The sequence below is a fragment of the Streptomyces sp. NPDC002144 genome, from assembly GCF_053593695.1.
Genome location: NZ_JBSFDB010000024.1, coordinates 111,173 through 135,230, shown reverse-complemented (window position 1 = coordinate 135,230; position 24,058 = coordinate 111,173). Strand labels below are relative to the sequence as shown.

18 protein-coding genes are annotated in these 24,058 nt (G+C 70.6%); 5 read left to right on the top strand and 13 right to left on the bottom strand.

Going from position 1 to position 24,058, the window contains the following annotated elements; all coding sequences use genetic code 11:
* Positions 1-40: 40 nt before the first annotated feature.
* The 6 genes from ACWCQ1_RS31620 to ACWCQ1_RS31595 form a co-directional block, all read right to left on the bottom strand.
* Positions 41-442, bottom strand: a complete 402-nt coding sequence (locus ACWCQ1_RS31620; protein ID WP_133049961.1) for a cytidine deaminase — start codon at positions 440-442, stop codon at positions 41-43.
* The gene (locus ACWCQ1_RS31615) at positions 439-1,725 is read right to left on the bottom strand and encodes an ABC transporter permease (protein WP_358593317.1); all 1,287 of its coding nucleotides are present in this window, start codon (positions 1,723-1,725) and stop codon (positions 439-441) included. Before ACWCQ1_RS31615 ends, ACWCQ1_RS31620 begins: the two co-directional genes overlap by 4 nt.
* Positions 1,725-2,852, bottom strand: a complete 1,128-nt coding sequence (locus ACWCQ1_RS31610) for an ABC transporter permease (protein ID WP_208782069.1) — start codon at positions 2,850-2,852, stop codon at positions 1,725-1,727. The genes ACWCQ1_RS31615 and ACWCQ1_RS31610 overlap by 1 nt, the downstream gene beginning before the upstream one ends.
* Complete coding sequence (locus tag ACWCQ1_RS31605) at positions 2,849-4,453, bottom strand: ABC transporter ATP-binding protein (protein ID WP_451027922.1); 1,605 nt, start codon at positions 4,451-4,453, stop codon at positions 2,849-2,851. The genes ACWCQ1_RS31610 and ACWCQ1_RS31605 overlap by 4 nt, the downstream gene beginning before the upstream one ends.
* Positions 4,454-4,577: 124 nt before the next feature.
* Positions 4,578-5,642, bottom strand: a complete 1,065-nt coding sequence (locus tag ACWCQ1_RS31600; protein WP_133049957.1) for a BMP family lipoprotein — start codon at positions 5,640-5,642, stop codon at positions 4,578-4,580.
* A gap of 290 nt (positions 5,643-5,932) precedes the next feature.
* A complete protein-coding gene (locus ACWCQ1_RS31595; protein WP_133049990.1) occupies positions 5,933-7,153 on the bottom strand; it encodes a M20 family metallopeptidase in 1,221 nt (406 codons plus the stop codon).
* A gap of 218 nt (positions 7,154-7,371) precedes the next feature.
* On the opposite strand from ACWCQ1_RS31595, the gene ACWCQ1_RS31590 reads away from it, so the two are divergent.
* Complete coding sequence (locus ACWCQ1_RS31590; protein WP_358593316.1) at positions 7,372-8,040, top strand: class I SAM-dependent DNA methyltransferase; 669 nt, start codon at positions 7,372-7,374, stop codon at positions 8,038-8,040.
* 1,186 nt (positions 8,041-9,226) lie between these two features.
* On the opposite strand, the gene ACWCQ1_RS31585 is transcribed toward ACWCQ1_RS31590, so the two are convergent.
* From ACWCQ1_RS31585 to ACWCQ1_RS31570, 4 genes are all read right to left on the bottom strand, one after another.
* Positions 9,227-10,294 carry a hypothetical protein gene (locus ACWCQ1_RS31585; protein WP_133043510.1) on the bottom strand — a complete coding sequence of 356 codons (1,068 nt, stop codon included), beginning with the start codon at positions 10,292-10,294 and terminating at the stop codon, positions 9,227-9,229.
* A gap of 190 nt (positions 10,295-10,484) precedes the next feature.
* Entirely contained in the window at positions 10,485-11,423 is a 939-nt protein-coding gene (locus tag ACWCQ1_RS31580) for an N-acetylneuraminate synthase family protein (RefSeq protein WP_133043108.1), read from the bottom strand.
* Between the two features lie 15 nt (positions 11,424-11,438).
* Entirely contained in the window at positions 11,439-12,704 is a 1,266-nt protein-coding gene (locus ACWCQ1_RS31575; protein ID WP_133043109.1) for a cytidylyltransferase domain-containing protein, read from the bottom strand.
* A gap of 71 nt (positions 12,705-12,775) precedes the next feature.
* Positions 12,776-14,122 (bottom strand): DUF6716 putative glycosyltransferase, encoded by a 1,347-nt coding sequence (locus ACWCQ1_RS31570; protein WP_451027899.1) that lies wholly within the window; start codon positions 14,120-14,122, stop codon positions 12,776-12,778.
* A 198-nt stretch (positions 14,123-14,320) separates the two neighbouring features.
* On the opposite strand from ACWCQ1_RS31570, the gene ACWCQ1_RS31565 reads away from it, so the two are divergent.
* The 3 genes from ACWCQ1_RS31565 (at position 14,321) to ACWCQ1_RS31555 (ending at position 19,518) form a co-directional block, all read left to right on the top strand.
* Positions 14,321-15,307 (top strand): glycosyltransferase family 2 protein, encoded by a 987-nt coding sequence (locus ACWCQ1_RS31565; protein ID WP_133043111.1) that lies wholly within the window; start codon positions 14,321-14,323, stop codon positions 15,305-15,307.
* Positions 15,307-16,653, top strand: a complete 1,347-nt coding sequence (locus ACWCQ1_RS31560) for an alpha-2,8-polysialyltransferase family protein (RefSeq protein ID WP_451027898.1) — start codon at positions 15,307-15,309, stop codon at positions 16,651-16,653. Before ACWCQ1_RS31565 ends, ACWCQ1_RS31560 begins: the two co-directional genes overlap by 1 nt.
* Before the next feature lie 201 nt (positions 16,654-16,854).
* Positions 16,855-19,518 carry a glycosyltransferase family 4 protein gene (locus ACWCQ1_RS31555; protein ID WP_451027897.1) on the top strand — a complete coding sequence of 888 codons (2,664 nt, stop codon included), beginning with the start codon at positions 16,855-16,857 and terminating at the stop codon, positions 19,516-19,518.
* Between the two features lie 44 nt (positions 19,519-19,562).
* Here ACWCQ1_RS31555 and ACWCQ1_RS31550 read toward each other — a convergent pair whose 3' ends face one another.
* Entirely contained in the window at positions 19,563-20,216 is a 654-nt protein-coding gene (locus ACWCQ1_RS31550; protein ID WP_358593313.1) for a TetR/AcrR family transcriptional regulator, read from the bottom strand.
* A gap of 87 nt (positions 20,217-20,303) precedes the next feature.
* Here ACWCQ1_RS31550 and ACWCQ1_RS31545 point away from each other — a divergent pair, with 87 nt between their 5' ends.
* Entirely contained in the window at positions 20,304-21,734 is a 1,431-nt protein-coding gene (locus ACWCQ1_RS31545) for an FAD-dependent oxidoreductase (RefSeq protein ID WP_451027921.1), read from the top strand.
* Here the strand turns inward: ACWCQ1_RS31545 and leuE are convergent.
* The gene (gene leuE, locus ACWCQ1_RS31540) at positions 21,731-22,381 is read right to left on the bottom strand and encodes a leucine efflux protein LeuE (protein ID WP_451027896.1); all 651 of its coding nucleotides are present in this window, start codon (positions 22,379-22,381) and stop codon (positions 21,731-21,733) included. The genes ACWCQ1_RS31545 and leuE overlap by 4 nt on opposite strands.
* 69 nt (positions 22,382-22,450) lie before the next feature.
* The gene (locus ACWCQ1_RS31535; protein WP_358593311.1) at positions 22,451-24,031 is read right to left on the bottom strand and encodes an acyl-CoA mutase large subunit family protein; all 1,581 of its coding nucleotides are present in this window, start codon (positions 24,029-24,031) and stop codon (positions 22,451-22,453) included.
* Positions 24,032-24,058: the final 27 nt, after the last annotated feature.

The window sequence follows — 24,058 nt, the reverse complement described above, 5'->3', positions numbered from 1 at the left end:
GCCCCTCCGCTCGACTCGGGTCGGAGGGGCCGTACGGGAGTTACTTGGTGAGATGGTCCGGGCCGAAGGCCTGGGGCAGCATCTCGGAGAGCGGGAGGATGCCCGCCGGCGTCTCCAGGAGCAGCTCGGGGCCCCCGAACTCGTACAGCAGCTGCCGGCAGCGGCCGCACGGGACCAGGATCTCGCCCCGGCCGTCGACGCACGTGAAGTGCGTCAGCCGGCCGCCGCCGGTGCGCTGCAGCTCCGAGACCAGCCCGCACTCGGCACACAGGCCGAGGCCGTAGCTGGCGTTCTCGACGTTGCAGCCGGAGACCGTACGGCCGTCGTCGACCAGGGCGGCGACGCCGACCGGGTAGTCGGAGTAGGGGGCGTAGGCGTGCGTCATGGCCTCGCGGGCCAGCTCGCGCAGCGCCTCCCAGTCGACGGCGGCCGGCCGGCTCACTTGCCCTGGCCCTTGCGGTAGCGCATGCCGTCGGCCTTCGGCATCCTCAGGCGCTGCGCGGACAGCGACAGCACGAGGAGGGTGACGACGTACGGCGTGGCGCCGACGAAGTCGCTCGGGACCTCGTCGGTGACCAGGTACCAGAGCAGGACGAGCGCGCCCACGAAGAGGCTGATGCCGCCCTGCCAGTGGGCCTTCTTGTACATCTTCCAGCCCGCCATCGCCACGAGCAGCACGACCAGCAGGAGCAGCAGCGCGTGCACGGTCTGGCCGCCGTTGCGCAGCTGCAGCGCGTCGGAGTAGCCGAACAGGCCCGCGCCCATGGCGAGTCCGCCGGGCCGCCAGTTGCCGAAGATCATGGCGGCGAGGCCGATGTAGCCGCGGCCGCCGGTCTGGTTCTCGAGGTAGATGTGCGAGGTGACCAGCGCGAGGAAGGCGCCACCGAGGCCGGCCAGGCCGCCGGAGACGGCGACGGCCGCGTACTTGTACTTGTAGACGTTGACGCCGAGGGACTCCGCCGCGATCGGGTTCTCGCCGCAGGAGCGCAGCCGCAGACCGAACGGCGTGCGCCACAGCAGCCACCAGCTGGCGACGAACAGCGCGAAGGCGAGGATCGTGATCACGGACAGGTTGGTCACCAGACCGCCGAGGATGCCGGCGATGTCGGAGATCAGGAACCAGTGGTGCTTCTCGAGGGACTGCAGGGCGTCGGACAGACCCGGGATGTCGAAGGTGGGCAGCGAGTCGACCGGAGGGGACTGCTTGGGGTTGCCGCCCGCGTCGGCCGCCTTGCCGTTGGTGAAGAACAGCTTGGCGAGGTACTGGGTGGTGCCCAGCGCGAGCAGGTTGATCGCGACACCGGAGACGATGTGGTCCACGCCGAAGGTGACGGTGGCGACGGCGTGCAGCAGTCCGCCGAGGACGCCGAAGCCGACACCGCACAGCAGGCCGAGCCAGGGGCTGGACTGCCAGCCGATCCAGCCGGCTCCGAAGGTGCCGAGGATCATCATGCCCTCGAGGCCGATGTTGACCACGCCGGAGCGCTCGGACCACAGGCCCGCGAGACCGGCGAGGCCGATCGGGACGGCGAGGCTCAGCGCGGCGCTGACCTGCCCGTCGGAGGTGAGCTGGTTCGCCCCGGTGATGACGCGGACCGCGGCGACGAGCAGCAGGGCGCCGGCGACGATCATGAGGATCTGGCCGATCGGACGGCCCGACCGGGTGCGTTCGGTGTCCGTCTTGGGGGCCGCGGGCGGCGGCGTGTCGGTCATCGTGGCAGTCATCACGCCACCTCCTGCTTCTCGGTCGGGGCGGCGGCCTGGGCGGCGAGCTCCGCGCCGACCCGCTGCTGCTGGCGCTTGAGGCCGTAACGTCGTACGACCTCGTAGGCGATCACGACGCACAGGACGATCACGCCCTGGATGACGCCGAGGATCTCCTTGTCGTAGCCCTGGAACTCCAGGTGGTTGGTGGTGCGCTCCAGGAAGCCCCACAGCAGGGCGCCCAGCGCGATGCCGACCGGGTTGTTGCGGCCGAGCAGGGCGATCGCGATACCGGTGAAGCCGATGCCGGTCGGGAAGTCGTTGCTGAACTGGTGGCTGTCGTTGAGCAGGGTCGGCATGCCGATGAGGCCGGCGATGGCGCCGGAGATGAGCATGCTGGTCGCGATCATCTTCTTCACGGAGACACCGCTCGCGGCGGCCGCGCTCTCGGACTGGCCGACGGTGCGCAGGTCGAAGCCGAACCGGGTGCGGCCGAGCACGAACCAGTACGCGATGCCGACGAGCACGGCGATGAAGATGAAGCCCCACAGCTCGCCCGCCGGGCCGGTGTTGATCTGGAAGAAGTACGAGGACGAGCGCAGCGGCTTGGTGGAGACGACCGTGCCGCCGGCCTGGAGCTCGGCGAGCTTCCCGGGCTGCAGCAGGTAGGCGATGATCGCGGTGGCGATCGCGTTGAGCATGATCGTCGAGATGACCTCGCTGACGCCCCGGGTCACCTTCAGCACGCCCGCGATGCCCGCCCACACGGCGCCGGTGCCCATCGCGCACAGGATGATCAGCGGGATGGAGATCCAGCCGGGCGTGGTCAGCGCGCCGCCGAGGACGGCGGCGAAGAACGCGGCGATGCGGTACTGGCCGTCGACGCCGATGTTGAACAGGTTCATGCGGAAGCCGATGGCCACCGCGACACCGGCCAGGTAGTACGTCGTCGCCTTGTTGAGGATGTAGACCTGGCTGTCGCTTGCGGTGCCGTAGGTCACCATGTCGCTGAAGGCGTCGAACGGGTTCTTGCCGGTGGCGAGGATCACCAGGGTGGTGACGACGAGCGCGGCGACGATCGCGAGCAGCGGGGCCGCGATGGCGAGGAGCAGCCGCTCCTTGTCGATGCGTTGGGTCAGCTTGTTCATCGGGCGTCGTCCTCTGTGTGCTCCAGGTGGCCGGTGGCCGCACCCGTCATGGCGGAGCCCAGCTCCTCGGGGGTGATGGTGGCGGGGTCGGCGTCGGCGACCAGTCGGCCGCGGTACATCACCCGCAGGGTGTCGGACAGCCCGATGAGCTCGTCCAGGTCGGCGGAGATCAGCAGCACCGCCAGGCCCTCGCGGCGGGCCTCGCGGATGTGGTCCCAGATCGCCGCCTGCGCGCCGACGTCCACACCCCGGGTGGGGTGGGCTGCGATGAGCAGCTTGGGCTCGTGGCTCATCTCGCGGCCGACGATCAGCTTCTGCTGGTTGCCGCCGGAGAGGGAGGCGGCGGTGACGTCGATGCCGGGGGTGCGGACGTCGTACGCCTCGATGATGCGCTCGGTGTCGGAGCGGGCGCCCCTGATGTCGAGCAGCTGGCCGCGGGAGTTGGGCTTCTCGGTGACGTGGCCGAGGATGCGGTTCTCCCACAGCGGGGCCTCGAGGAGCAGGCCGTGGCGGTGGCGGTCCTCGGGGATGTAGCCGACGCCGGCCTCGCGGCGGTGGCGGGTGGGGACGTGGGAGATGTCGGTGCCGTCGAGGGCGATCGTGCCGGAGTTCAGGGCACGGATGCCCATGATGGCCTCGACCAGCTCGGACTGGCCGTTGCCCTCGACGCCCGCGATGCCGAGGACCTCGCCCTTGTGGATGGTGAAGGAGATGTCGTCGAGGATGATCCGCTCGACGCCGTCGAGGTCGGTCTGGGCCAGGCGCAGGCCGTCCACCTTCAGCAGCGGGACGTCGGTGACCGTGGACTCCTCGGTCTCCGGCGTGGGCAGTTCGCTGCCGACCATCAGCTCGGCGAGCTGCTTGGTCGTGGTGCCGGCCGGCTTCACCGTGCCGACGGTGGTGCCGCGGCGGATGACGGTGATCTCGTCGGCCACGGACAGGACTTCGCCGAGCTTGTGGGAGATGAAGATCACGGTGAGGCCCTCGGCCTTGAGCTCGCGCAGGTTGTCGAAGAGGGCGTCGACCTCCTGCGGGACGAGGACGGCGGTGGGCTCGTCGAGGATGAGGGTCTTGGCACCGCGGTAGAGGACCTTGAGGATCTCCACGCGCTGGCGGTCGGCGACGCCGAGCTCCTCCAGCAGGACGTCCGGGCGCACGTTGAGCCCGTACGCGTCGGAGAGCTCCTTGATCTTGGCGCGGGCCTTGGCGCCGATGCCGTACAGCTTCTCCGCGCCGAGGACGACGTTCTCCAGGACGGTGAGGTTGTCGGCGAGCATGAAGTGCTGGTGCACCATGCCGATGCCACGGGCGATGGCGTCGGCGGGGTTGTGGAAGACGACGGTCTCGCCGTTCACGGTGATGGTGCCCTCGTCGGCCTGCTGCATGCCGTAGAGGATCTTCATCAGGGTGGACTTGCCGGCGCCGTTCTCACCGCACAGGGCGTGGACGGTTCCCGTGCGGACGGTGATGTCGATGTCCTTGTTGGCCACGACACCGGGGAAACGCTTGGTGATGCCGCGCAGTTCGACGGCAGCGGGAGGGCTGGACGCGTTGATGGCGCACTCTCCTCGGGGGGCAAAGGGGGCTGAGGGGGAGGGCAGGCGTCGGCGACGCTAGCGCGGCAACTCCGTGCTACACGCGTAGAGTTGACACATTGTTATGGCTCGACGAGGGGGTCTGTCGAGGCCCCCTCGCCGAGCCCGGGTTCCGGCGGGAACCGTCAGGTCAGCTGGTCTTGACCTTGACGGTGCCGTCGACGATCTTCTTCTTCGCGGCGTCCAGCTGGGCCTTGATGTCGTCGATGTAGCCACCGCTGGTGGCCAGGCCGACACCGCCCTTGGCGAGGGAGTAGACCTGGTTGCCCGTCAGCGGCTTGCCGTCGTGCACGGACTTGATGAAGTCGTACACACCGACGTCCACGTTCTTGACCATCGAGGTGAGGATCGAGGTCTTGTACGCGGCCAGACCCGGGATGTTGTACTGGTCCGAGTCCACGCCGATCGCCCAGGCGCCCTTCACTCCGTGGACGGCCTCGATCGAGCCGTTGCCGGACGAGCCGGCGGCGGAGTAGATCACGTCGGCGCCGTTGTCGAGCATGCCGGACGCGGCCTCCTTGCCCTTGTCGGGGCTGGAGAAGCCGGACAGGTCCGAGCCGTGGGTCAGGTACTGGACGTCGACCTTGACCTTGGAGTTGGTGTCCTTGACGCCCTGGACGTAACCCGCGGCGAACTTCTTGATCAGCGGGGTGTCGACTCCGCCGATGAAGCCGACGTGGTCCTTCTTGGTCTTCAGCGCCGCCGCCACACCGGCCAGGTAGGAGCCCTGCTCCTCGGTGAAGGTGATGCTGTCGACGTTCGGGGAGGTCGCGACCGAGTCGATGAGACCGAAGCTGACCTTCGGGAACTGCTTGGCGACCTTGTCGACCGAGGTGGCGTACGAGAAGCCGACGGCCACGATCGGGTTGTAGCCGGCGCTGGCCAGGTCGGTCAGGCGCTGCTCGCGGTCGGCCTCGGTGTCGGAGGTCTTCGCCGTCAGCTCCTTGATGGAGCCGCCGAACTCCTTCTCGGCCTTGTCGGCACCGCGCGCGGCGGAGTCGTTGAAGGAGCGGTCACCGCGGCCGCCGACGTCGTAGGCGAGACCGATCTTGATGCCCTTGCCGCCGCCCCCCGAGGAGGAGGCGGAGGACGAGCTGCTGTTGCTGTCGGACGAGGTGCTGCCACAGGCTGTGGCAGTCAGTGCGAGAGCTGCGGTGGCGATACACGCAGCGGAAAGCTTGGCTACCCGGCGCACGGGAAGGCTCCTTCACCTGACCTGAGCGCCTTGTCGGCGCTTCATGTGAGCACCATGCCAGTGCTCGGGCCCGGACGCCCCTGCGGCGTCGGCTTCGCGGCATCGTAACGCGCGTAGATGTCAGAAAAAGACCTCTTCCGAAGCCGTTATCGATTCGAGGCAAACGCCGCCTGAACTCCGGGTCTTCGGCCCTCACACGCCGTGATTTCGAAGAGTGCACGATTGGCTTACAACCATGTTGCGCCGGACAGCGCAACGGCCCCCGGAGGGGCCGTCGTGTCACCTGCGGGTCACTCCGCCGCGTCCAGCAGGGCCGCCGCCGTGAACAGCTCCACACCGACGGTGATGGCCGACTCGTCGGCGTCGAAGTCGCCCTGGTGCAGGTCGCGCACGGTCCGGTCGCCGGGGGTGCGCACCCCGAGCCGGGCCATGGCGCCGGGGACCTGCTCCAGGTACCAGGAGAAGTCCTCGCCGCCCAGGCTCTGCTCGGTGCCCTCGACCGAGAGGGCGCCGCGGCGGGCGGTCATGGCCTCGCGCAGCAGCTCGGTGACGTCCGGGTCGTTGACGACGGGCGGGACACCGCGGACGTAGTTGATCTCCGACTTGGCGCCGTGCAGGTTGGCGACCTCGTCGATGGCGGCGACCACCAGGTCCGGGGCCTGCCGCCAGGCGCCGAGGTCGAGGCAGCGGACGGTCCCGGAGAGCTCGGCGTGCTGCGGGATCACGTTCGGGGCGTGGCCGGACTCGATGCGGCCCCAGGTGATCGCGAGACCGGCGCGGGTGTCGACCCGGCGGCCGACCAGCGCGGGCACGTCGGTGACGACACGGGCGGCGGCGGTGACCAGGTCGGTGGTCAGGTGCGGGCGCGCGGTGTGGCCGCCGGGGCCGTCGAGCGCGACCTCGAGGCGGTCGCAGGCGGAGGTGATGGCGCCCTCGCGCAGTCCGATGCGGCCGGCGTCCACCCGGGGGTCGCAGTGCACGGCGATGATCCGGCCGACGCCCTCCAGCGCCCCGCACTCGATCGCGTCCGCGGCGCCGCCGGGCAGCACCTCCTCGGCGGGCTGGAACAGCAGCCGGACCGGGCGGGGCAGCCTGCCCTGCCGGTGCATCTCGGCGAGCACGAGGCCGGCGCCGAGCACGACGGTGGTGTGCACGTCGTGACCGCAGGCGTGCGCGCGGTCGGGCACGGTCGAGCGGTAGGGGCACTCGGTCTTCATGTCCGGGATGGGCAGGGCGTCGATGTCGGCGCGCAGGGCCAGCATGGGGCGGCCGCCGTCCCAGTCCCCGATGTCACAGATGAGCCCGGTTCCCAGCGTGAGCACCCGCGGCTTCAGGCCCGCCTTCTCCAGACGGGCCTTGATCGCGGCGGTGGTACGGAACTCCTGGTTGCCCAGCTCGGGGTGCATGTGCAGATCGCGGCGGAAGGCCACGAGCTCGGCACGCAGCGACTCGGGCAGCGTGCCGGGGAGCTTTGCATCCCCGGGAGCGACGGCTTCGGACTCCAGTGACATCAGTTGCTTCACCCTCTAAAGGCTATGACGCCGGGACGGCCGGGTGACCCTCGATCAACAAAACTTCAACCCGTCTGGGGAAGAAAATCTGGTCACTCGACGCATGGGTGCGGTTCGGGATGGGTAAACCTTTTGTTTCTCTACGCATACCACGCCCCGTCGACTCAAGTCGGTTCTGTTCACCTGTCGGACGCGGGGTCCTTGTAAGGTGCGGGCCCGTGAGCTCCGAGATACCGGGTAGCCCGGATTTCCTGCATGCCACCAGGACGTCGTACGACGCGATCGCCCGTCCGTACGCCGAGCAGCTCTCCGACTGGCTCGGGGACAGACCCCTCGATCTCGCGCTGGTCACCGCCTTCGCGGAGCTGGTCCGTTCCTCGGGTACGGCGCCGGTGGCCGACGTCGGCAGTGGGCCCGGGCATGTCACGGCCCGGCTGGACGCCCTCGGGGTGCCGGTGTTCGGGGTGGATCTCTCACCCCGGATGGTGGCTCTGGCCCGTCAGGCGCATCCCGGGCTGCGGTTCCACGTCGGTTCGATGACCGCGCTTGACCTGCCGGACGAGACGCTGGGCGGGGTGCTCGCCCTGTACTCGGTCATCCACGTCCCGGACGACCAACTCCCCACGATATTCGCCGAGTTCCACCGCGTCCTGGTCCCCGGCGGCCATGTCCTGCTCGGCTTCCAGACCGGCGAGGAGGACACCCACCTCCACCTCACGGAGCGCTTCGACCAGCGGATCTCCCTGGACTACTACTGGCGCACCCCGCAAACGGTCACCGAACACCTGACCAAGGCAGGCCTCCGCGTGGACGCCCAGACCCTCCGCGAACCAGCCCCCGACGAAACCCGCCCACGCGCCTACGTACTGGCCCACAAGGACGCCTGACCGAGGGCGCGGCTGGTCCTGCCGGCGCACGGACGAGCCAGCTGACCGACGACGCACACCCTGACTGGTGCGGGCGGTGATGACCAGGAACGGCTGTCTCCGCCCCGACGGGTCCAGGAGCGGCGGGTTGGCCCGACCGGGACCTCCCAGGCCCGCAGGACGGGACACAGGGCCAAGGGCGGGTCCCTCCGCCCGGGGGGCGGGGCGGGGGGCAACGTCCAGCCGCCGACTCCCCGCGGGCCGCTCGGCGGAGCGGCATCCGACCCACCCCGCCCCGGCACACCCACCCGCCTGCGGCCGGGGACGCAGGTCGCCCCCGTCAGACCACCTCTCGCGACTGCTCGCGGAGCGGCATCCGCGCCGTCCCGGCCAACCGCCCGCCTGCAGCCGGGGCACAGGTCGGCCCGAACGCGCCGCGGCTGTCCCCTTCGGCCGGACGGGAACAGCCGCAGCACGTTGCACCGACCGGGACCTTCCATGCCCGCAGGGCCAAGGGCGAGTGTCCACGGTTACGGGGCGGGGCAAGGGCCGCGTCCAGCCGCAGACTCCCCGCGGGCCGCTCCGCGGAGCCGCATCCGACCCACCCCGCCCCGGCACACCGCCCGTCGGCGGCCGGGGGCACAGGTCGCCCCCGTCAGACGACGTCTCCCGACTCCCCGCGGAGCGGCATCCGGCCCCACCACAGCCCGGCACACCGCCCGCCTCCAGCCGAGGGCACAGGCCGACCCCGTCAGACCATGCCCCCGACCCCCCACGGAAGGACATCCATCACCACGCCCCGGCAGCCGCTCGCCTGTAGCCGGGCCCAGCCGACACCATCAGGCCACGTCCCCCGGCCCCCACGGAGCGGCATCCAGCCCCACCACGCCCCTCCACACCGCCCGCCTGCGGCCCGAGGGCGCAGCCCGACACCATCAGGCCATCCCCCGACTCCCCGCGGAGCGGCATCCAGCTGCACCAGAGCCCGGCACACCGCCGGCCTGCGGCCCGGGCACAGGCCGACGCCGTTAGGGCACGCCTCACGACTCCCCGCGGAGCAGCGTCGATCACCACGCCACGGCACGCCGCCCGCCTGCGGCCCGGGGCAAAGGCCGACGTCATCAGGCCATCCCCCCGCTCCCCCGCAGTGGTATGCCCGGCCCGGCGTCCCCGGCTCCCGTCCGGCGTCCAGGCCCCCCGCCCGGCGTCAGGCTGTCGTGGTCAACGTCTGTAGGCGGGTTACGTCTCGGGCCGTTCCTGTGACGTCTGAGAGGAAGCCCTGGGCTCGGGGGGAGGCCTTTTCCGTCAGCCAGGTGGGGTCGATGTCGCAGACCGCCACGCGGACCTCCGTGCCGATCAGGGCCAGGGGGAGGGTGTGGACGACCGTGGAGGGGAAGCTGAGGATCGTGCGGCCCACCGGGCCCCGGCGGGCGATCAGCTCCAGGGGGAGGTCGGGACGGACGATCTCCAGCCCCGTCTCCAGTCCCAGCTGGTGGAGTTTCGCGGTGCTCTCCCGGCGGTGGGCGAAGTAGCGCGTGGCGCCGTGGGCCTTGGCCAGGGTGCGCACCGCCTCCAGGTAGCGGTCGGGGTCCACGACACCGGTCTCCACCAGCGAGGTGCCCACCATGTCGGCGCCCTTGGTGATCCGCGGCGGCCCGAAACGGAAACGGGTCCAGGAGAAGTCGTTGGCGAGGAGGGTGACACCGGGCGGTGTCTCGTCCATCGGCATCGAGGAGAACACCGTCACACGGCGCTTGTCGCTCGGGGTCAGCCGGCGCCGGGCCTTGGAGGACACCGGCGCGAAGATCAGGTCGCGCGGGCCCGGCCGCCCGCCCTTGCGGTGCCAGCGCACCAGCCGCTCACCCCGGGCGAGCTGCGCGACGAACTCCATCGTCGCCGTGCCGTCGTCGACGACGACCAGGTCACGGGCCCGGGTGATGGTCAGCAGAAGCTGCACGTAGCGGGAGAAGGGGTCGCCCAGGACGATCCGGTCGGCGCGCCGGAGCCTGGCCGTGAGACCGCCGATCGTCTGGAACGGGGCCGCGGGGCCGCCCCGGGCCTCCTCCCAGCGGACCTGGTGCCCCTCCTCGCGCGCCAGTTCGGCCATCCGGCGCAGCTGGCCCCGGGTCATGGGGTCGGTCGGGGACAGCACGACGAGGGTGAGCGCCACGTCGGGCGCGTGCGCGTGCGCCCACTCCAGCACGTTCAGGAGCTGTACCGGGCTCTCGACGAACGCGAGGGTGTGGGGGCCGGTGTTCCCGGCGCGGGGGCTCATCGACGTACGACCGTCCCGTCGTAAGGCGCTCATGAGGCGCGCGGAGGATGCGGGGTCCGAGCGCCCGGGCCGGGGGCGACCGCGGTGGTCGCGTCCCGGCCCGGTGCGTTGGGACTCGGTGCGTTCGGACTCAGTGCGTTCGGACCCAGTGCGTTCGGACCCAGTGCGTTCGGACCCAGTGCGTTCGGACTCAGACGGAAACCGGCTCGCCGGCCGCCGCCGCGATCTCCGCCTCGGCGACGACGCCCGCGACGCGGCGCAGCTTCTTCATCGGGCCGAGCTCGGAGTCGTAGACCTTCTTGACACCGTCACCGAGGGAGGCCTCGATGGTGCGGATGTCGCGGACGAGGCGCTGCAGGCCCTGCGGCTCGACGGAGGCGGCCTGGTCGGAGCCCCACATCGCGCGGTCGAGGGTGATGTGGCGCTCGATGAAGGTGGCGCCGAGGGCGACGGCGGCCAGCGTGGTCTGCAGGCCCGTCTCGTGGCCGGAGTAGCCGATCGGGACGTTCGGGTACTCCTCCTGCAGGGTGTTGATCACGCGCAGGTTGAGCTCCTCGGCCTTCGCCGGGTACGTCGACGTGGCGTGGCAGAGCAGGATGTTGTCGCTGCCCAGGACCTCGACCGCGTGACGGATCTGCTTCGGGGTCGACATGCCCGAGGACAGGATGATCGTGCGGCCGGTGGCGCGCAGGGCGCGCAGCAACTCGTCGTCGGTGAGGGAGGCGGAGGCCACCTTGTGGGCGGGGACGTCGAACTTCTCCAGGAAGGCGACGGCCTCGGTGTCCCACGGGGAGGCGAACCAGTCGATCCCCTTCTCCTTGCAGTACTCGTCGATCTGGCGGTACTCGTCCTCGCCGAACTCCACACGGTGGCGGTAGTCGATGTACGTCATCCGGCCCCAGGGGGTGTCGCGCTCGATGTCCCACTGGTCGCGCGGGGTGCAGATCTCGGGCGTGCGCTTCTGGAACTTCACGGCGTCACAGCCGGCCTCGGCGGCCACGTCGATGAGCTTGAACGCGTTCTCCAGCTCGCCGTTGTGGTTGATGCCGATCTCGCCGCAGATGTAGACGGGGCGACCCGGGCCGGCCTCACGCGAACCGAACGTGCGGATGCGGGTGTTGGTGCTCATGGGCGTGAACTGTCCTTACTTGTCGAGGGAGTCGAGAGAGGGGCCGAGGATCCAGCTGGCGATCTCTCGGATCGCGCCGTCGCCACCGGGGACGGTGGTGACCGCACGGGCGGCGCCGCGTACCACGTCGTGGGCGCTCGCGACCGCCACGGGCCAGCCCACGAGGGCGAAGCACGGGAGGTCGTTGACGTCGTTGCCGACGTAGAGCACGCGCTCGGGCGCGATGCCCTGCTCCTCGCACCACTGCTTCAGCGCGAGGTCCTTCCGGTCGATGCCGTGCAGCACGGGAATCTGCAGCTTCCGTGCGCGCGCGGCGACGACCGGGTTCTGCTCCGTGGAGAGGATCAGCATCCGCAGGCCGCTCTTGCGCAGCGCCGCGATGCCGAGCCCGTCCCCGCGGTGCACGGAGACGAACTCCTTTCCATCGGCGTCGATCAGCACCCGGTCGTCGGTCTGGGTGCCGTCGAAGTCCAGTACGACCGCGTCGATGTCCGCGGCGGTCGGCAGCGAACCGGGGCGGTCCGCGTCGAAGAGGGGCGCCAGCGCGCGGGCGCGGGCGAGGTCATGCGGGTCGTCGATCTCCAGCACGCGCGCGGGGTCGGTACGGACGAGTTCCGTACGGCCGAAGAAGCGGTGCTGGTGCTTGCGGAAGCCGGGGGCGTCCATCGCGTAGGCGGCGCCGGTCTCCAGGAGGTCCTGGGGGCGGTCCTGGCGGCGCGGGCGGAAGGACTTGTCGTGGTTGACGCCGTAGCCGCCGCCGGTGGCCGCGTCGGCCTCGGAGACGGTGCCGGCGGCGACCTCGTCCTCGGCGTCGCGCCAGATGAAGCCGTGGAAGGGGGCGACGGTCACGGCGGTGTCGGCGCCGTTCTCGACGACCGCGGACGCCACCCCGTCGATGTCCTCGCGGATGATGAACGGGCTGGTGCACTGCACGAACACCACCACGTCGACGGCCGCGCCGTGCAGCGCCTCATGCGCGTCCATGGCGTGCAGGACGGCGGCCTCGGAGGTCGCGGTGTCGCCCGCGATGGCGGCCGGGCGCAGCACGACCTCGGCGCCGGCCTCACGGGCGGCGGCGGCGATGGCCTGGTCGTCGGTGGAGACCACGACATCGGTCACGAGACGGGCCGCGAGGCACTCGCGCACCGCCCGAGCCACCAGCGGCACCCCGCCGACGGGGGCGAGGTTCTTCGCGGGCACGCCCTTGGAGCCACCGCGCGCGGGAATGACGGCGAGCACACGGCGCACAGAGGCCCCGGCACGGACCGGCGAGTCGGACATGGCTTGCACTCCTTGTGCGGGGTTCGCTGAGGTTTCACGGGCGGCGAAGCCGCCCTCCGGGGACGCGGCGCTCACAGCTCCCCCATCCGCCGAATGACAGGCGCCACCCGCTGCACCCCGTGCCGGTACGCACCCCGAGCAGCGCGCCGCACGATCTGGCGGACCGGCCCCGGCTCCTTGTCCGCGGCGGGAGCCCCCGGCAGGGGACTGCCGTCCGGACCCAAGTGGTGGCGGGCGAGGATGCCGGGCAGATAGCCGGGCGCCGTCGCGGGCGTGTAGTAGGGGGTCAGCGGCGCCAGCCCGCCCGGCCGGCCGAGGAGTTTGGCGATGCGCACACGCGCCGCGTCGAAGGCGGTCGCGTACGAGCCGTCCGCCACGACGCCCTGGCGGGCCACCCACTCCTCGTCCGGCACCGGACGGTGCCCGGCGTCCAGCTGGTCCCAGGAGGCGAGACAGCCGGAGCCGACGAAGTGGTGGTTGCCCAGCACCTCGCGCACGCCCAGGTCGGACAGGATCACCGTCGGGATGCGCCGGTGCAGGGACTCCAGCGCGGCGGTCGAGCTGATGGTGACCAGCAGGTCGGTGCGGTCGAGGACCTCGCCCATGTTCCCGTACACCAGGCGGAAGTTGGCCGGCGGATCGAGCCGCTGGACCAGCTTCTGGTAGGGCAGCTCCTCGATGTGGGTGGTGTGTTCGCCCGGCCGGGAGCGCAGCTTGAGCAGCACCTCGCGGTCGGGGTGCAGCCGGGCGTGCCGGATCAGCCGGTCGAGCAGGTACACCCGGTCCTTGCGGTTGTCCGGGACGGACGGCTGGACGGCGAACACCACGGTGTACGGGTCGTGTTCGCCTTCGTAGGGCGCTCCGCCGAGGAAGGGCAGTGCCACCTCGGTCACCGACGAGGCGTCGGTGCCCACCCCTTCGTACACCGCCCGGAAGCGCTCCGCGTCCTGACGGGAGTTGGCGAGCACGAGGTCGGCGCCGTGCCGCAGCAGCAGGCCGTCGGCGAGCTTCTCGTAGACGACGCCGACGTAGCCGGTGACCACCACGGGTCGCGAGCTGCGACCCTCCCACACGCGCTTGAGGCCGTGCAGCATCGCCTGCACGCCGCCGCCGACGAGCGCGAGCACGACGACGTCGTACTCCTGCTCGCCCATGGCGCGCAGGAACTCGACGGCGGTGACCTCCTGCAGGGAGTCGGCTCGCACGCCCACCTCGGCCAGCTGGCGCGCGGTCGGCGTGGCACGGCCACGCAGCAGGAATCCGCTCAGCTCGAGACCGACTTGCGCGTCCTCGTCGGGTGCGGCTTCCATGGACGTGCCCGGAGCGATCCGAGCAGCGGTCAACGCACCCCATTTCCAGCGGGTGTCGGAGTCCGCGAGCACGGCGATTCGCGTGGGCTTCGTTGTACTTGGTGGCACGTCCACGACGCTAGGAAGCAATTCCTAGGAGCGGCCCAACCGCACTTGTCCAAAAAGTTAACAGCAGCCCGCCGAGAGCCGAACTGGCCCGCGGAATCGCCGGAAGCACAGGGGATGCACCGTTCCGTCACATGGAGTTCACCCCCTGGACGGACACCGGAAAAGTACCCAGCTGGGCCGCCTCATAGGCTCTCAGGCGTGCCAAAGCTTTCCGTGATCGTGCCGTTCTACAACGTGCAGCAATACGCCCCGGACACCCTCAGAAGCCTTCGACTGAACGCCCGCAAGGATTTCGAGTTCGTACTGGTCGACGACCATTCGAAGGACGAGACTCCGGCGATTCTCGAACGCGCGGCCGACGAGCTTTCCGATGTCGCGCAGGTGCGCTATATCCGCCATGAGAAGAACGGGGGACTCGCCACCGCGCGCAACACCGGCCTGGACGCGGCGCAGGGCGAGTACCTCACCTTCCTGGACGGTGACGACTGGCTGGCCCCCGGCTACTTCGCCGAACTGGTGGCGGCCATCGAGGGCCTGGGCTGCGACTTCGTACGCACCGACCATGTGCAGGCGACCGCCCGCGCGCGCACGGTGCAAAGGGTGCCGATCGGGCGGCGCTGGGAGGTGTTCGACCCGCGTGCGGCGATCCTGCCCGCCGACCGCTCGACCTCCGTGGACTACGCCTTCGCCTGGGCCGGTGCCTATCACCGCCGGCTGCTCGACAAGGGCCTGCTGCACTTCACCGACGGGCTGCGCACGGCCGAGGACCGGCCGTGGATCTGGAAGCTGCACCGCGAGGCGGAGTCGTTCGCCGTGGTGAGCCTGCTCGGTGTGTTCTACCGCCGTGGGGTCGCCTCCTCGCTGACCCAGATCGGCGACGCCCGCCAGCTGGACTTCATCCGCGCCTTCGACCAGGTGATAGAGGAGACGGCGCAGGACCCGGACGCAGACCAGCTGCTGCCGAAGGCCGTACGCACCTACTGCGCGATCATCGCCCACCATCTTTCCGACGAGGAGAAGTGGGAGCCGTCGGTGCACCGGCAGCTGCGGGCGATGAGCGCGGCGGCGATCAAGCGGATGCCACAGGACATGCTCGGTGACGTCCTGGAGACCATGGACTTCCACCGCTCCACCAAGCTGCGGCGGCTGCGCCGCCGGGTCACCACTGCGAAGGCGGCCGCCTGATGTCCCGTACCACTCGTATCTTCTGCGTCTCGACGCTGTACGGCGCCGCCACCCTGGCCGCCGCGCTGGACTCGGGCTGCTTCCCGGAGCGGGACGGGGAGGAGGAGGCCCGGCGACTGCTGCTGGTGTTCAACAACTCCACGACGCCGGAAGTGACGTTGCCGGTCGACGAGATGCCGGGCTTCGAGCCGCTGCGCCACCACTTCGACGGCATACTGTCCTGGAACGAGGCGATCCGCCCCTTCCATCCCGGTGCCTGGACGCCCCGCCAGGACGACGTCCCGCTCTTCGAACGCTATCTGCGCATGCTGTGGGAGCTGGGCGAGGACCGGGTGGAGCTGGTCCTGGAGTCCATCCAGGTCGCCCCGGCGCTGTCCGTGGCCCAGTTGTTCACGGACGCCCCCATCCACGTCTACGCCGACGGCCTGATGAGCTACGGCCCCACCCGCAACAAGCTCGACCCGCTGGTCGGCACCCGGGTGCGCCGACTGCTCCACCTCGACCTGGTGCCGGGTCTGAAGCCGCTGCTGCTCACCGAGTTCGACGTCCCCGCGCAGCTCCTGCCGACCGAGGCCTTCCGCAAGGTCATGGGCGAACTTACCGCCGCCGTAGCGGAGTTGCCCGCACTGCCGGACAACGCGGCGCTGCTGCTCGGCCAGTACCTGTCCGCGCTGGACATCCTCTCCCCCGAGGACGAGGAGAACCTGCACGTACGGATGATGCGCGGGGCCGTCGAGCGCGGTCACCGCGCGATCGTGTTCAAGCCGCACCCCACCGCGCCGGCCCGCTACAGCCGCGCCCTGGAGGCGGAGGCCGAGAAGCTGGGCGTCGAGCTGACCGTGCTCGACATGCCCGTTCTCGCCGAGGTGCTGTTCGAGAAGTCACCGCCCTCACTGGTCGTCGGCTGCTTCTCCACCGCGCTGTTCACGGCGTCGGCGTTCTACGACCTCCCGGTCGCCCGCATCGGCACCGAGCCGCTCCTGGAGCGGCTGACGCCGTACCAGAACAGCAACCGGGTCCCGGCGGTACTGGCGGACGCGCTGATCCCGGACCTGGAGGGCCGCAAGGGCGAGGAAACGATCCCCGCGCAGACCCTGGACGGTCTGGTCAAGGCGGTCGGGTTCGCGATGCAGCCGCAGATCTACCCGTCGCTGCGCCGGGACGCGGAACGCTATCTGTCGAAGAACCTCGCGGCGCGCACCAAGCGGTACTTCAGGCGCCGCCGGCTGACCTCGCTGGGCCTGCCGGGCGGCATTCCGGAACGGCTCGCCTTCCTGCCGCACAACTCCACCGCGCGCCGGGTGGTGCGGCGCGCACGGGCGTTGAAGAAGGCCGTCAAGCGCTGAGCCGGGCTCGGCCCACGAAGCTCCTTGCGGTCGCACGGTGGCGACACCGCGCGACCGCAAGGAGCTTCCTACTTTTTTGTTCCTTTTGGTCTCCCGCATAGGAATCCCATAGGCTCGTATCCCCAGTTGTTCACCGATGGTTCCCCCGAAGTTCGATTACGGAGGGAACCCGTTCGTATTTCATGCCCTCTTATGAAGGTTATGCGCATCGCAGTCTTCGTCGAGAACCGCAACGGTGTCGGTCTCGCGGCGGAGATCATGAAGGCCCCCGGAGCCCACGCCCACTCGTTCCACCTGGTCACCGCCGACCGGGACGGGGATGTGGCGGGCTGGATCGAGCAGGAGGCCGCGGCCCGTTTCGACGACCTCAAGGTGCACAACCTCTTCCAGGTCGACGAGCCGCTCAGCGCCGCCGAGTTCCTCGAGGAGGTGGGCCGCCGTATCCGCGCGTTCACCGAGCAGGAGCACATCGACCGGCTGGTGTTCTTCAACGACCAGTCGCAGCGCGGCCGCCGGGTCGCCGGGGAACTCGGCCGGACCCTGCCGCTGGTCCTCGTCCAGGACGGGCACCTCGACTTCCACTTCAAGAGGACCGACGCGGGCCTGCGCGACCAGAACTGGTACTACGGCTCCTCCTCCCCCGCCGCCGTCTGCGTCTGGGGCCCCGCGACCGCGCACCACCTGCTGTTCCGCTCCGCGGACGCCGACGCGCCGGTCCACATCACCGGCGCGCTCGGCCACAGCGACGACCCGCTGCTGCTGCGCGCGGCCCGCTCCACCACCCACCGGCACGCGGGACGCCCCGGTGAGCCGCTGCGCATGGTCGTCCTCGACCAGCCGCTCAGCGACCAGCGCAAGCTCTCCCGCAACGACCACCGCGAGCAGCTGACGGAGCTGTGCGAGGCGCTCACCGCCTTCGGCGAGGTGGAGATCAAGCCGCACCCCTCCACCCTGCGCGGCCACCTCGAATGGCTGCGGACCCTGCCCGATGTGACCGTGCTGGACGAGAGCGCGCTGCTGGAGGCCGAGGCCCTCGACGGCTACGACCTCGCCATCACCTTCTTCTCCACCACCTATCTGCAGACCCTGCGCGCGGGCACCCCGCTGATCCTGTTCAGCCCGCCCGCGCTCAACATCGTCTTCCCGACGGTCAACCACCCGCTGCTGCGCAACGTCGGCACGGTCGGCGAACTCGTCGACGTCGCCGCCGACCTGCAGCGCTCGGGCAAGTTCACGGCCAACGCGCACGGCGAGCCGGTCGAGCACTTCATCACCTTCCACGACGACGTCCCGGCCCGTGTGCTGCGCCGCATCGAGGAGGCCGAGATCCCCCTCGAGCGCCCGGCGCCCCGCTGGTCCGCCCCCGAGGACGGGCCGCGGGGCCACCTCTCGCGCGCCGAGCGGGCCCTGCGGGCGGTCGAGGGCCGGATGAACCGCCCGCGCTCGCTGGCGATCCTGGGTCTCGGCTTCTCCTACGTCACCGGCGTGGCGATCCCCGTGCTCACCTACACCCAGGCCCTGCTCGCGCAGTCCCCGGTCGACATCCGCTACTTCGACCTCGGCGTGTACTCGCGCACCGAGGACGTGCTGGCCGACCTGGAGGGCACCGAGGTCGTCCTGATCAACAGCCTTGCCCCGTTCTGGCGTTCGGCGCTCGCCAACGAACTCACCGAGGCGCTGGTCGCGCTGGGCAAGTCCGTGGTGCTGTACGCCCACGAGACCGAGTACGTCATGAACTTCGAGGGCGAGCAGCACGCGCTGCGGCACGCCGAGATGCTCAAGGTGCTGCCGAAGATCAAGGTGCTGTGCGTGTCCACCGCGCAGGCCGACATGTTCCGGCAGATCGGCGTGAGCGATCCGGTCGTCGTCTACAACACCGTGCCGCTCGACACCCACCGCGCCCGGGCCCGGCAGACACCGGGTGAGCGGCCGCGGATCGTGATGGTCGGCTCGATGCAGGACCGCAAGGGGCTGGACCTGTTCTCTCGGGTCGCGGAACTGGCGTACGCGCAGGGGCTGCCGTGGCGGTTCGCCTGGATCGGCCACAAGACCTGGCGGATCGGTCCCTCGACGCTGCTGTCGGACCGCGTCGAGTGGATGGGAGCGCTCTCCCGGGACCGGGTGCGTGAGGAACTCGCCGCCTCCGACGTCTTCTTCCTCTCCAGCGTGGACGACCCGATGCCGCTGTCGGTGGTCGAGGCGGTGCAGCAGCGTCTGCGGACCGTCACCTACCACCGGGTGGGCTCGCGCGAGGTGCTGGAGGGTGTGCCCGGCTACCGCTCCTTCGCCGAGTACACGCCGGAGGCGGCGCTGGACGCGCTGCGGCACGTCCTCGACGAGGAGGTCTCGGAGGAGGAGTACCAGGACGTCGAGGCGCTGTTCGACATCTCCGCCTTCACCGCCCGGATGACGACGGCGCTGGGCCTGGCCGGCCCCGTGGACGTGGCGCCCGCCGCGGCCCCCGAGGAGCCGGACGGCGAGACCGCCTACGGCGAGGGCCCCTTCTCCGCGGTGCTCTCCCGGCACGGCAAGTACCTCGCCGAGGACTTCACCCGGCACTTCACCGCGGGCAAGCACGACGACGCGCTGCGCGTCGGCACCGAGATCCTGCGCCGCCGGCAGCCCGTGGACGTGCTGATCGGCATGGCCGAGATCCGCTCCGGGCGCGGCGACGTCGACGAGGCGTGCCGGCTGCTGTCCGCCGCCGCGATCGCGGGCGGCGACCGGATGCGGGTCTGGTCGGAGATCTACCGGGTGGCCGGCGGCCTCGGGGCGCGCGGCAAGGCGATACGGCAGCTCGCCCGCAAGGAGTCGATCCGGATCGACCTCGCCAACCGCTCGGCGCGGCTGCTGAAGTCCGACTGAGGGTGCTCCTCGTGGGGTGAGGTCCTGACCTTCGCATCGGGGCCTCACCCCTTCGGCTTGTAACGGGCCTCGATCCCCGCGACGAGCAGCGCCAGGCCCTCCTCGAAGTGCCGGTCGTAGTCCTCGAAGATCTCCGCGCCCGCGGACGCCGACAGCGGGAACTCGGCCAGCAGCCGGGCCCGTTCCGCCACGTCGTAGCCCTCCCGGCGCTCCCCCGGGGCGGGTTGGACGCCCTGCTCCTCGGTGACGAAACCGATGGTGTACGCGTAGGCGGTCGCGCTCGCCCGGACGGCCTGCGCGAGGGTGAAGCCGGCCGCGGTGAACAGGCGCAGGTTCTCCTCCATCTCCCGGCCGTGCTCGGTGCCGGTGAAGCGCGAGCCGCTGTAGACCTTGGCGCCGTCGCGGTAGCCGAGCAGGGCGGCGCGCAGGCCCCGGTTGGCCTTCAGCATGCGTTCCTGCCAGGTGTCGTCCGGGTCGAGGTCGGTCCCGGCGACCATGCGGCGGTACATCTCCGTCGCCATCTCGTCCAGCAGGGCCTGCTTGTCCTTGAAGTGCCAGTACAGCGCGGGCGCCTTGACGTCCAGCTCCCTGGCGATGGCCCGCAGGGTCAGGCCCTCCAGACCGCCCTCGTTCAGCAGCTTCAGGGCGGTGTCCGCGACCCGCTTGCGGTCGAGGGGCGCGCGCTTCTCCGTACTCACGCTTGACAGCTTAACAGCGTTAAGGGCACTCTCGTGACCGACGGCACTTAACAGCGTTAAGGAGACTGGATCATGGAAGAGGGGATCATGAACACGGACGTACTGGTCGTGGGCGCCGGACCGACCGGCCTCACGCTGGGCATCGACCTCGCGCGGCGCGGGGTGGACGCGCTGGTGGTGGAGCGGAGCGAGGGCCTCACGCCCGGCTCGCGGGGCAAGGGCCTGCAGCCGCGGACGCAGGAGGTCTTCGACGACCTCGGGGTGATCGACGCGCTGCGGGCGGCCGGCGGCCCCTATCCGGTCGGGATGATCTGGCGGGACGGCGAGCCGCAGGGCGAGCACCGGATGATGGACGCGGACGAGGACACCGACGAGGACTCGCCGTATCTGCTGCCGCTGATGGTGCCTCAGTGGCGCACGCAGGAGGTCCTGTACGCGCGCCTGACCGAGCTCGGCGGAAAGGTGGCCTTCGGGCACGAGCTCGTGGGCCTGGAGCAGGACGCGGACGGAGTGACGGCGCGCTTCGCGAACGGCTCCTCGGTGCGCGCCCGCTACCTGGTGGCCGCCGACGGAGGACGTTCGGCGGTGCGGCGGGCGGTTGGGATCGGCATGACCGGGGAGACGGTCGACCCCAACCCGGTGCTGGTGGCGGACGTACGGATCACCGGACTCGGCCGCGAGTACTGGCACATCTTCCCGCCCCGGGGTGAGGATGCGGGCTACCTGGCGATCTGCCCACTCGCCGGGACGGACGAGTTCCAGTTGGTCGCGCAGTTCCCGGACGGCACGGAGGTGGACACAGGCCTGGAGGGCGTGCGCAGGGTGGCCGCCGAGCGCACGCACATCGCCCCAGCCGACATCACGACCCTGTCCTGGTCCTCCGAGTTCCGCCCCCGCGCGGCCCTCGCGGACCGCTTCCGCGCCGGGCGGGTCCTCCTCGCCGGGGACGCGGCGCACGTCCACTCCCCCGCCGGCGGACAGGGCCTCAACACCAGCGTCCAGGACGCCTACAACCTGGGCTGGAAGCTGGGCGCGGTGCTGCGGGACGGGGCGGCCGCGGACCTCCTGGACACCTACGAGGAGGAGCGGCGCCCCATCGCCGCCCATGTCCTGGGCCTGTCCACCGCCATCCACCGCGCCGAGGCGCGCCGCGGCAGGGCGACCCGCCAGCTGGGGCTCGGCTACCCGGACTCCTCGCTGACCGAGGAGACCCGCACGGACCCGGCCGGCGCCGTCCGCGCCGGCGACCGCGCACCGGACGCGGAGTGCGACACCGGCCGCCTCTTCGACGCCTTCCGCGGGCCGCACTGGACCCTGCTCGCCCTGGACACCGAGGCACCGGCCCCCGGGGAAGGGGTACGGCTCGTGCACGCGAGCACACCGAAGCCGTACGGCAAGGGTCTCCTCCTGATCCGGCCGGACGGTTACGTCGGCTGGGCGGGCGACTGCGCGGCCGGACTGGACGCCTACCTCACCCGGGTCGGCCTGAGCCGACCCCTGGGCCGCGAGATCCCCTAGGCGCTCGCCAGCGACAGCTTCACCGCGAACCCGAGGAACAGCACCCCCGCCGCAGAAGTCGCCGTCGCCGAAAGCCGCTTACGGCGGCGGAAGGCGGCGGCGAGCCTGGTGCCGCCGCATATCAGCGCGCTGAGGTAGAGGAAGCTGGCGAGCTGGGCGAAGGCGCCGAGGACGACGAAGGACAGGGCCGGGTAGGCGTACCCCGGGTCGACGAACTGCACGAAGAAGGCGACGAAGAACAGGATCGCCTTGGGGTTGAAGAGGCTGACGACGAGGGCACGGCGGTAGGGCCGCTCGTCGGTGACGCCGGCGGCGTCCTCCTCCGCGACCTCCGGCCCCCGCCGGTCGCGCCACAGCCCCCACGCGGCCCGCATCATCCCGACCGCGAGCCACGTCAGGTAACCGGCCCCCGCGTACTTCACGATCCCGAACAGCACGGCGTTGGCCTGGAGCAGGGAGGCCACCCCGGCGGCCGACAGGGTCATCAGCACGGCGTCCCCGCACCACACCCCGGCCGCGGCGGTGTATCCGGCCCGCACGCCCTTGCGGGCGGCCACGGACAGCACGTACAGCGAGTTGGGCCCGGGCAGCAGGATGATCAGGACGAGGCCTGCCAGATAGGTGGGGAGATCGATGACACCGAACATGAAAGGGAGTCTCGCACGGGGGTCTGACACTCCCCCGTGACGTGGTGATCAGAAGGCTTCCGGTGCCGATCAGAAGGCGTCCGAGGGCACGTAGGTGCCCCAGACCTCCCGCAGCGCGTTGCAGACCTCGCCGACCGTCGCGCGGGCGCGCAGGGCGTCCTTCATCGGGTAGAGGACGTTGTCCTCGCCCTCGGCCGCCTTCTTCAGGGAGTCCAGGGCCGCGTCCACCGCCTGCTGATCGCGCTCGGCGCGCAGCTTCGCCAGGCGTTCGGCCTGCTGGGCCTCGATGGCGGGGTCGACGCGCAGGGGCTCGTAGGGCTCCTCCTCGTCGAGCTGGAAGCGGTTGACGCCGACCACCACCCGCTCGCCGGAGTCCGTCTCCTGGGCGATGCGGTAGGCGCTGCGCTCGATCTCGCTCTTCTGGAAGCCGTGTTCGATGGCGGAGACGGCCCCGCCGAGGTCCTCGACCTTCTGCATCAGTTCCAGCGCCGCCGCCTCGACGTCGTCGGTCATCTTCTCGATGACGTAGGACCCGGCGAAGGGGTCGACGGTCGCCGTCACGTCCGTCTCGTAGGCGAGGACCTGCTGGGTGCGCAGGGCCAGGCGGGCCGACTTGTCGGTCGGCAGCGCGATCGCCTCGTCGAAGGAGTTGGTGTGCAGGGACTGCGTGCCGCCGAGCACCGCGGCCAGGCCCTGGACGGCGACGCGGACCAGGTTCACCTCCGGCTGCTGGGCCGTCAGCTGCACGCCCGCCGTCTGCGTGTGGAAGCGCAGCATCAGCGACTTGGGGTTCTTCGCGCCGAACTCCTCCCGCATGACCCGGGCCCAGATGCGCCGTGCTGCACGGAACTTGGCGACCTCTTCGAGGATCGTCGTGCGGGCCACGAAGAAGAAGGACAGGCGCGGGGCGAAGTCGTCGACGTCCATGCCGGCCGCGACCGCCGTGCGCACGTACTCGATGCCGTCCGCGAGCGTGAACGCGATCTCCTGCGCGGGCGAGGCACCGGCCTCCGCCATGTGGTAGCCGGAGATCGAGATGGTGTTCCACTTCGGGATCTCGGCCTTGCAGTACTTGAAGATGTCGGCGATCAGACGCAGCGAGGGCTTGGGCGGGAAGATGTACGTCCCGCGCGCGATGTACTCCTTCAGCACGTCGTTCTGGATCGTGCCGGTCAACTGGTCGGCGGACACGCCCTGTTCCTCGGCGACCAGTTGGTACAGGAGCAGCAGCAACGACGCCGGCGCGTTGATCGTCATCGACGTGGAGACCTTGTCCAGCGGGATGCCGCCGAACAGCACCCGCATGTCGTCGACCGAGTCGATGGCGACGCCCACCTTGCCGACCTCGCCGTGCGCGATCGGCGCGTCGGAGTCGTGGCCCATCTGGGTGGGCAGGTCGAAGGCGACCGACAGACCCATCGTGCCGTTGGCGATCAGCTGCTTGTAGCGCGCGTTGGACTCGGTCGCCGTACCGAAGCCGGCGTACTGGCGCATGGTCCAGGGCCGGCCGGTGTACATGGAGGGATACACGCCCCGCGTGAACGGGTACTTGCCCGGTTCGCCCAGCTTCTCGGCCGGGTCCCAGCCCTCCAGGCTCCCAGGCCCGTAGACCGGCTCGATGGGCAGTCCGGACTCCGACTCGCGCGCCATGGTGTGATGCCTCCCGCTGAGCTACTG

Coding starts and splice junctions, on each gene's coding strand:
- ACWCQ1_RS31615 (WP_358593317.1), bottom strand. CDS start 1,725: ATGACTGCCACGATGACCGACACGCCGCCGCCCGCGGCCCCCAAGACG.
- ACWCQ1_RS31610 (WP_208782069.1), bottom strand. CDS start 2,852: ATGAACAAGCTGACCCAACGCATCGACAAGGAGCGGCTGCTCCTCGCC.
- ACWCQ1_RS31595 (WP_133049990.1), bottom strand. CDS start 7,153: ATGTCACTGGAGTCCGAAGCCGTCGCTCCCGGGGATGCAAAGCTCCCC.
- ACWCQ1_RS31585 (WP_133043510.1), bottom strand. CDS start 10,294: ATGAGCCCCCGCGCCGGGAACACCGGCCCCCACACCCTCGCGTTCGTC.
- ACWCQ1_RS31580 (WP_133043108.1), bottom strand. CDS start 11,423: ATGAGCACCAACACCCGCATCCGCACGTTCGGTTCGCGTGAGGCCGGC.
- ACWCQ1_RS31575 (WP_133043109.1), bottom strand. CDS start 12,704: ATGTCCGACTCGCCGGTCCGTGCCGGGGCCTCTGTGCGCCGTGTGCTC.
- ACWCQ1_RS31560 (WP_451027898.1), top strand. CDS start 15,307: ATGTCCCGTACCACTCGTATCTTCTGCGTCTCGACGCTGTACGGCGCC.
- ACWCQ1_RS31555 (WP_451027897.1), top strand. CDS start 16,855: ATGCGCATCGCAGTCTTCGTCGAGAACCGCAACGGTGTCGGTCTCGCG.
- ACWCQ1_RS31545 (WP_451027921.1), top strand. CDS start 20,304: ATGAACACGGACGTACTGGTCGTGGGCGCCGGACCGACCGGCCTCACG.
- leuE (WP_451027896.1), bottom strand. CDS start 22,381: ATGTTCGGTGTCATCGATCTCCCCACCTATCTGGCAGGCCTCGTCCTG.
- ACWCQ1_RS31535 (WP_358593311.1), bottom strand. CDS start 24,031: ATGGCGCGCGAGTCGGAGTCCGGACTGCCCATCGAGCCGGTCTACGGG.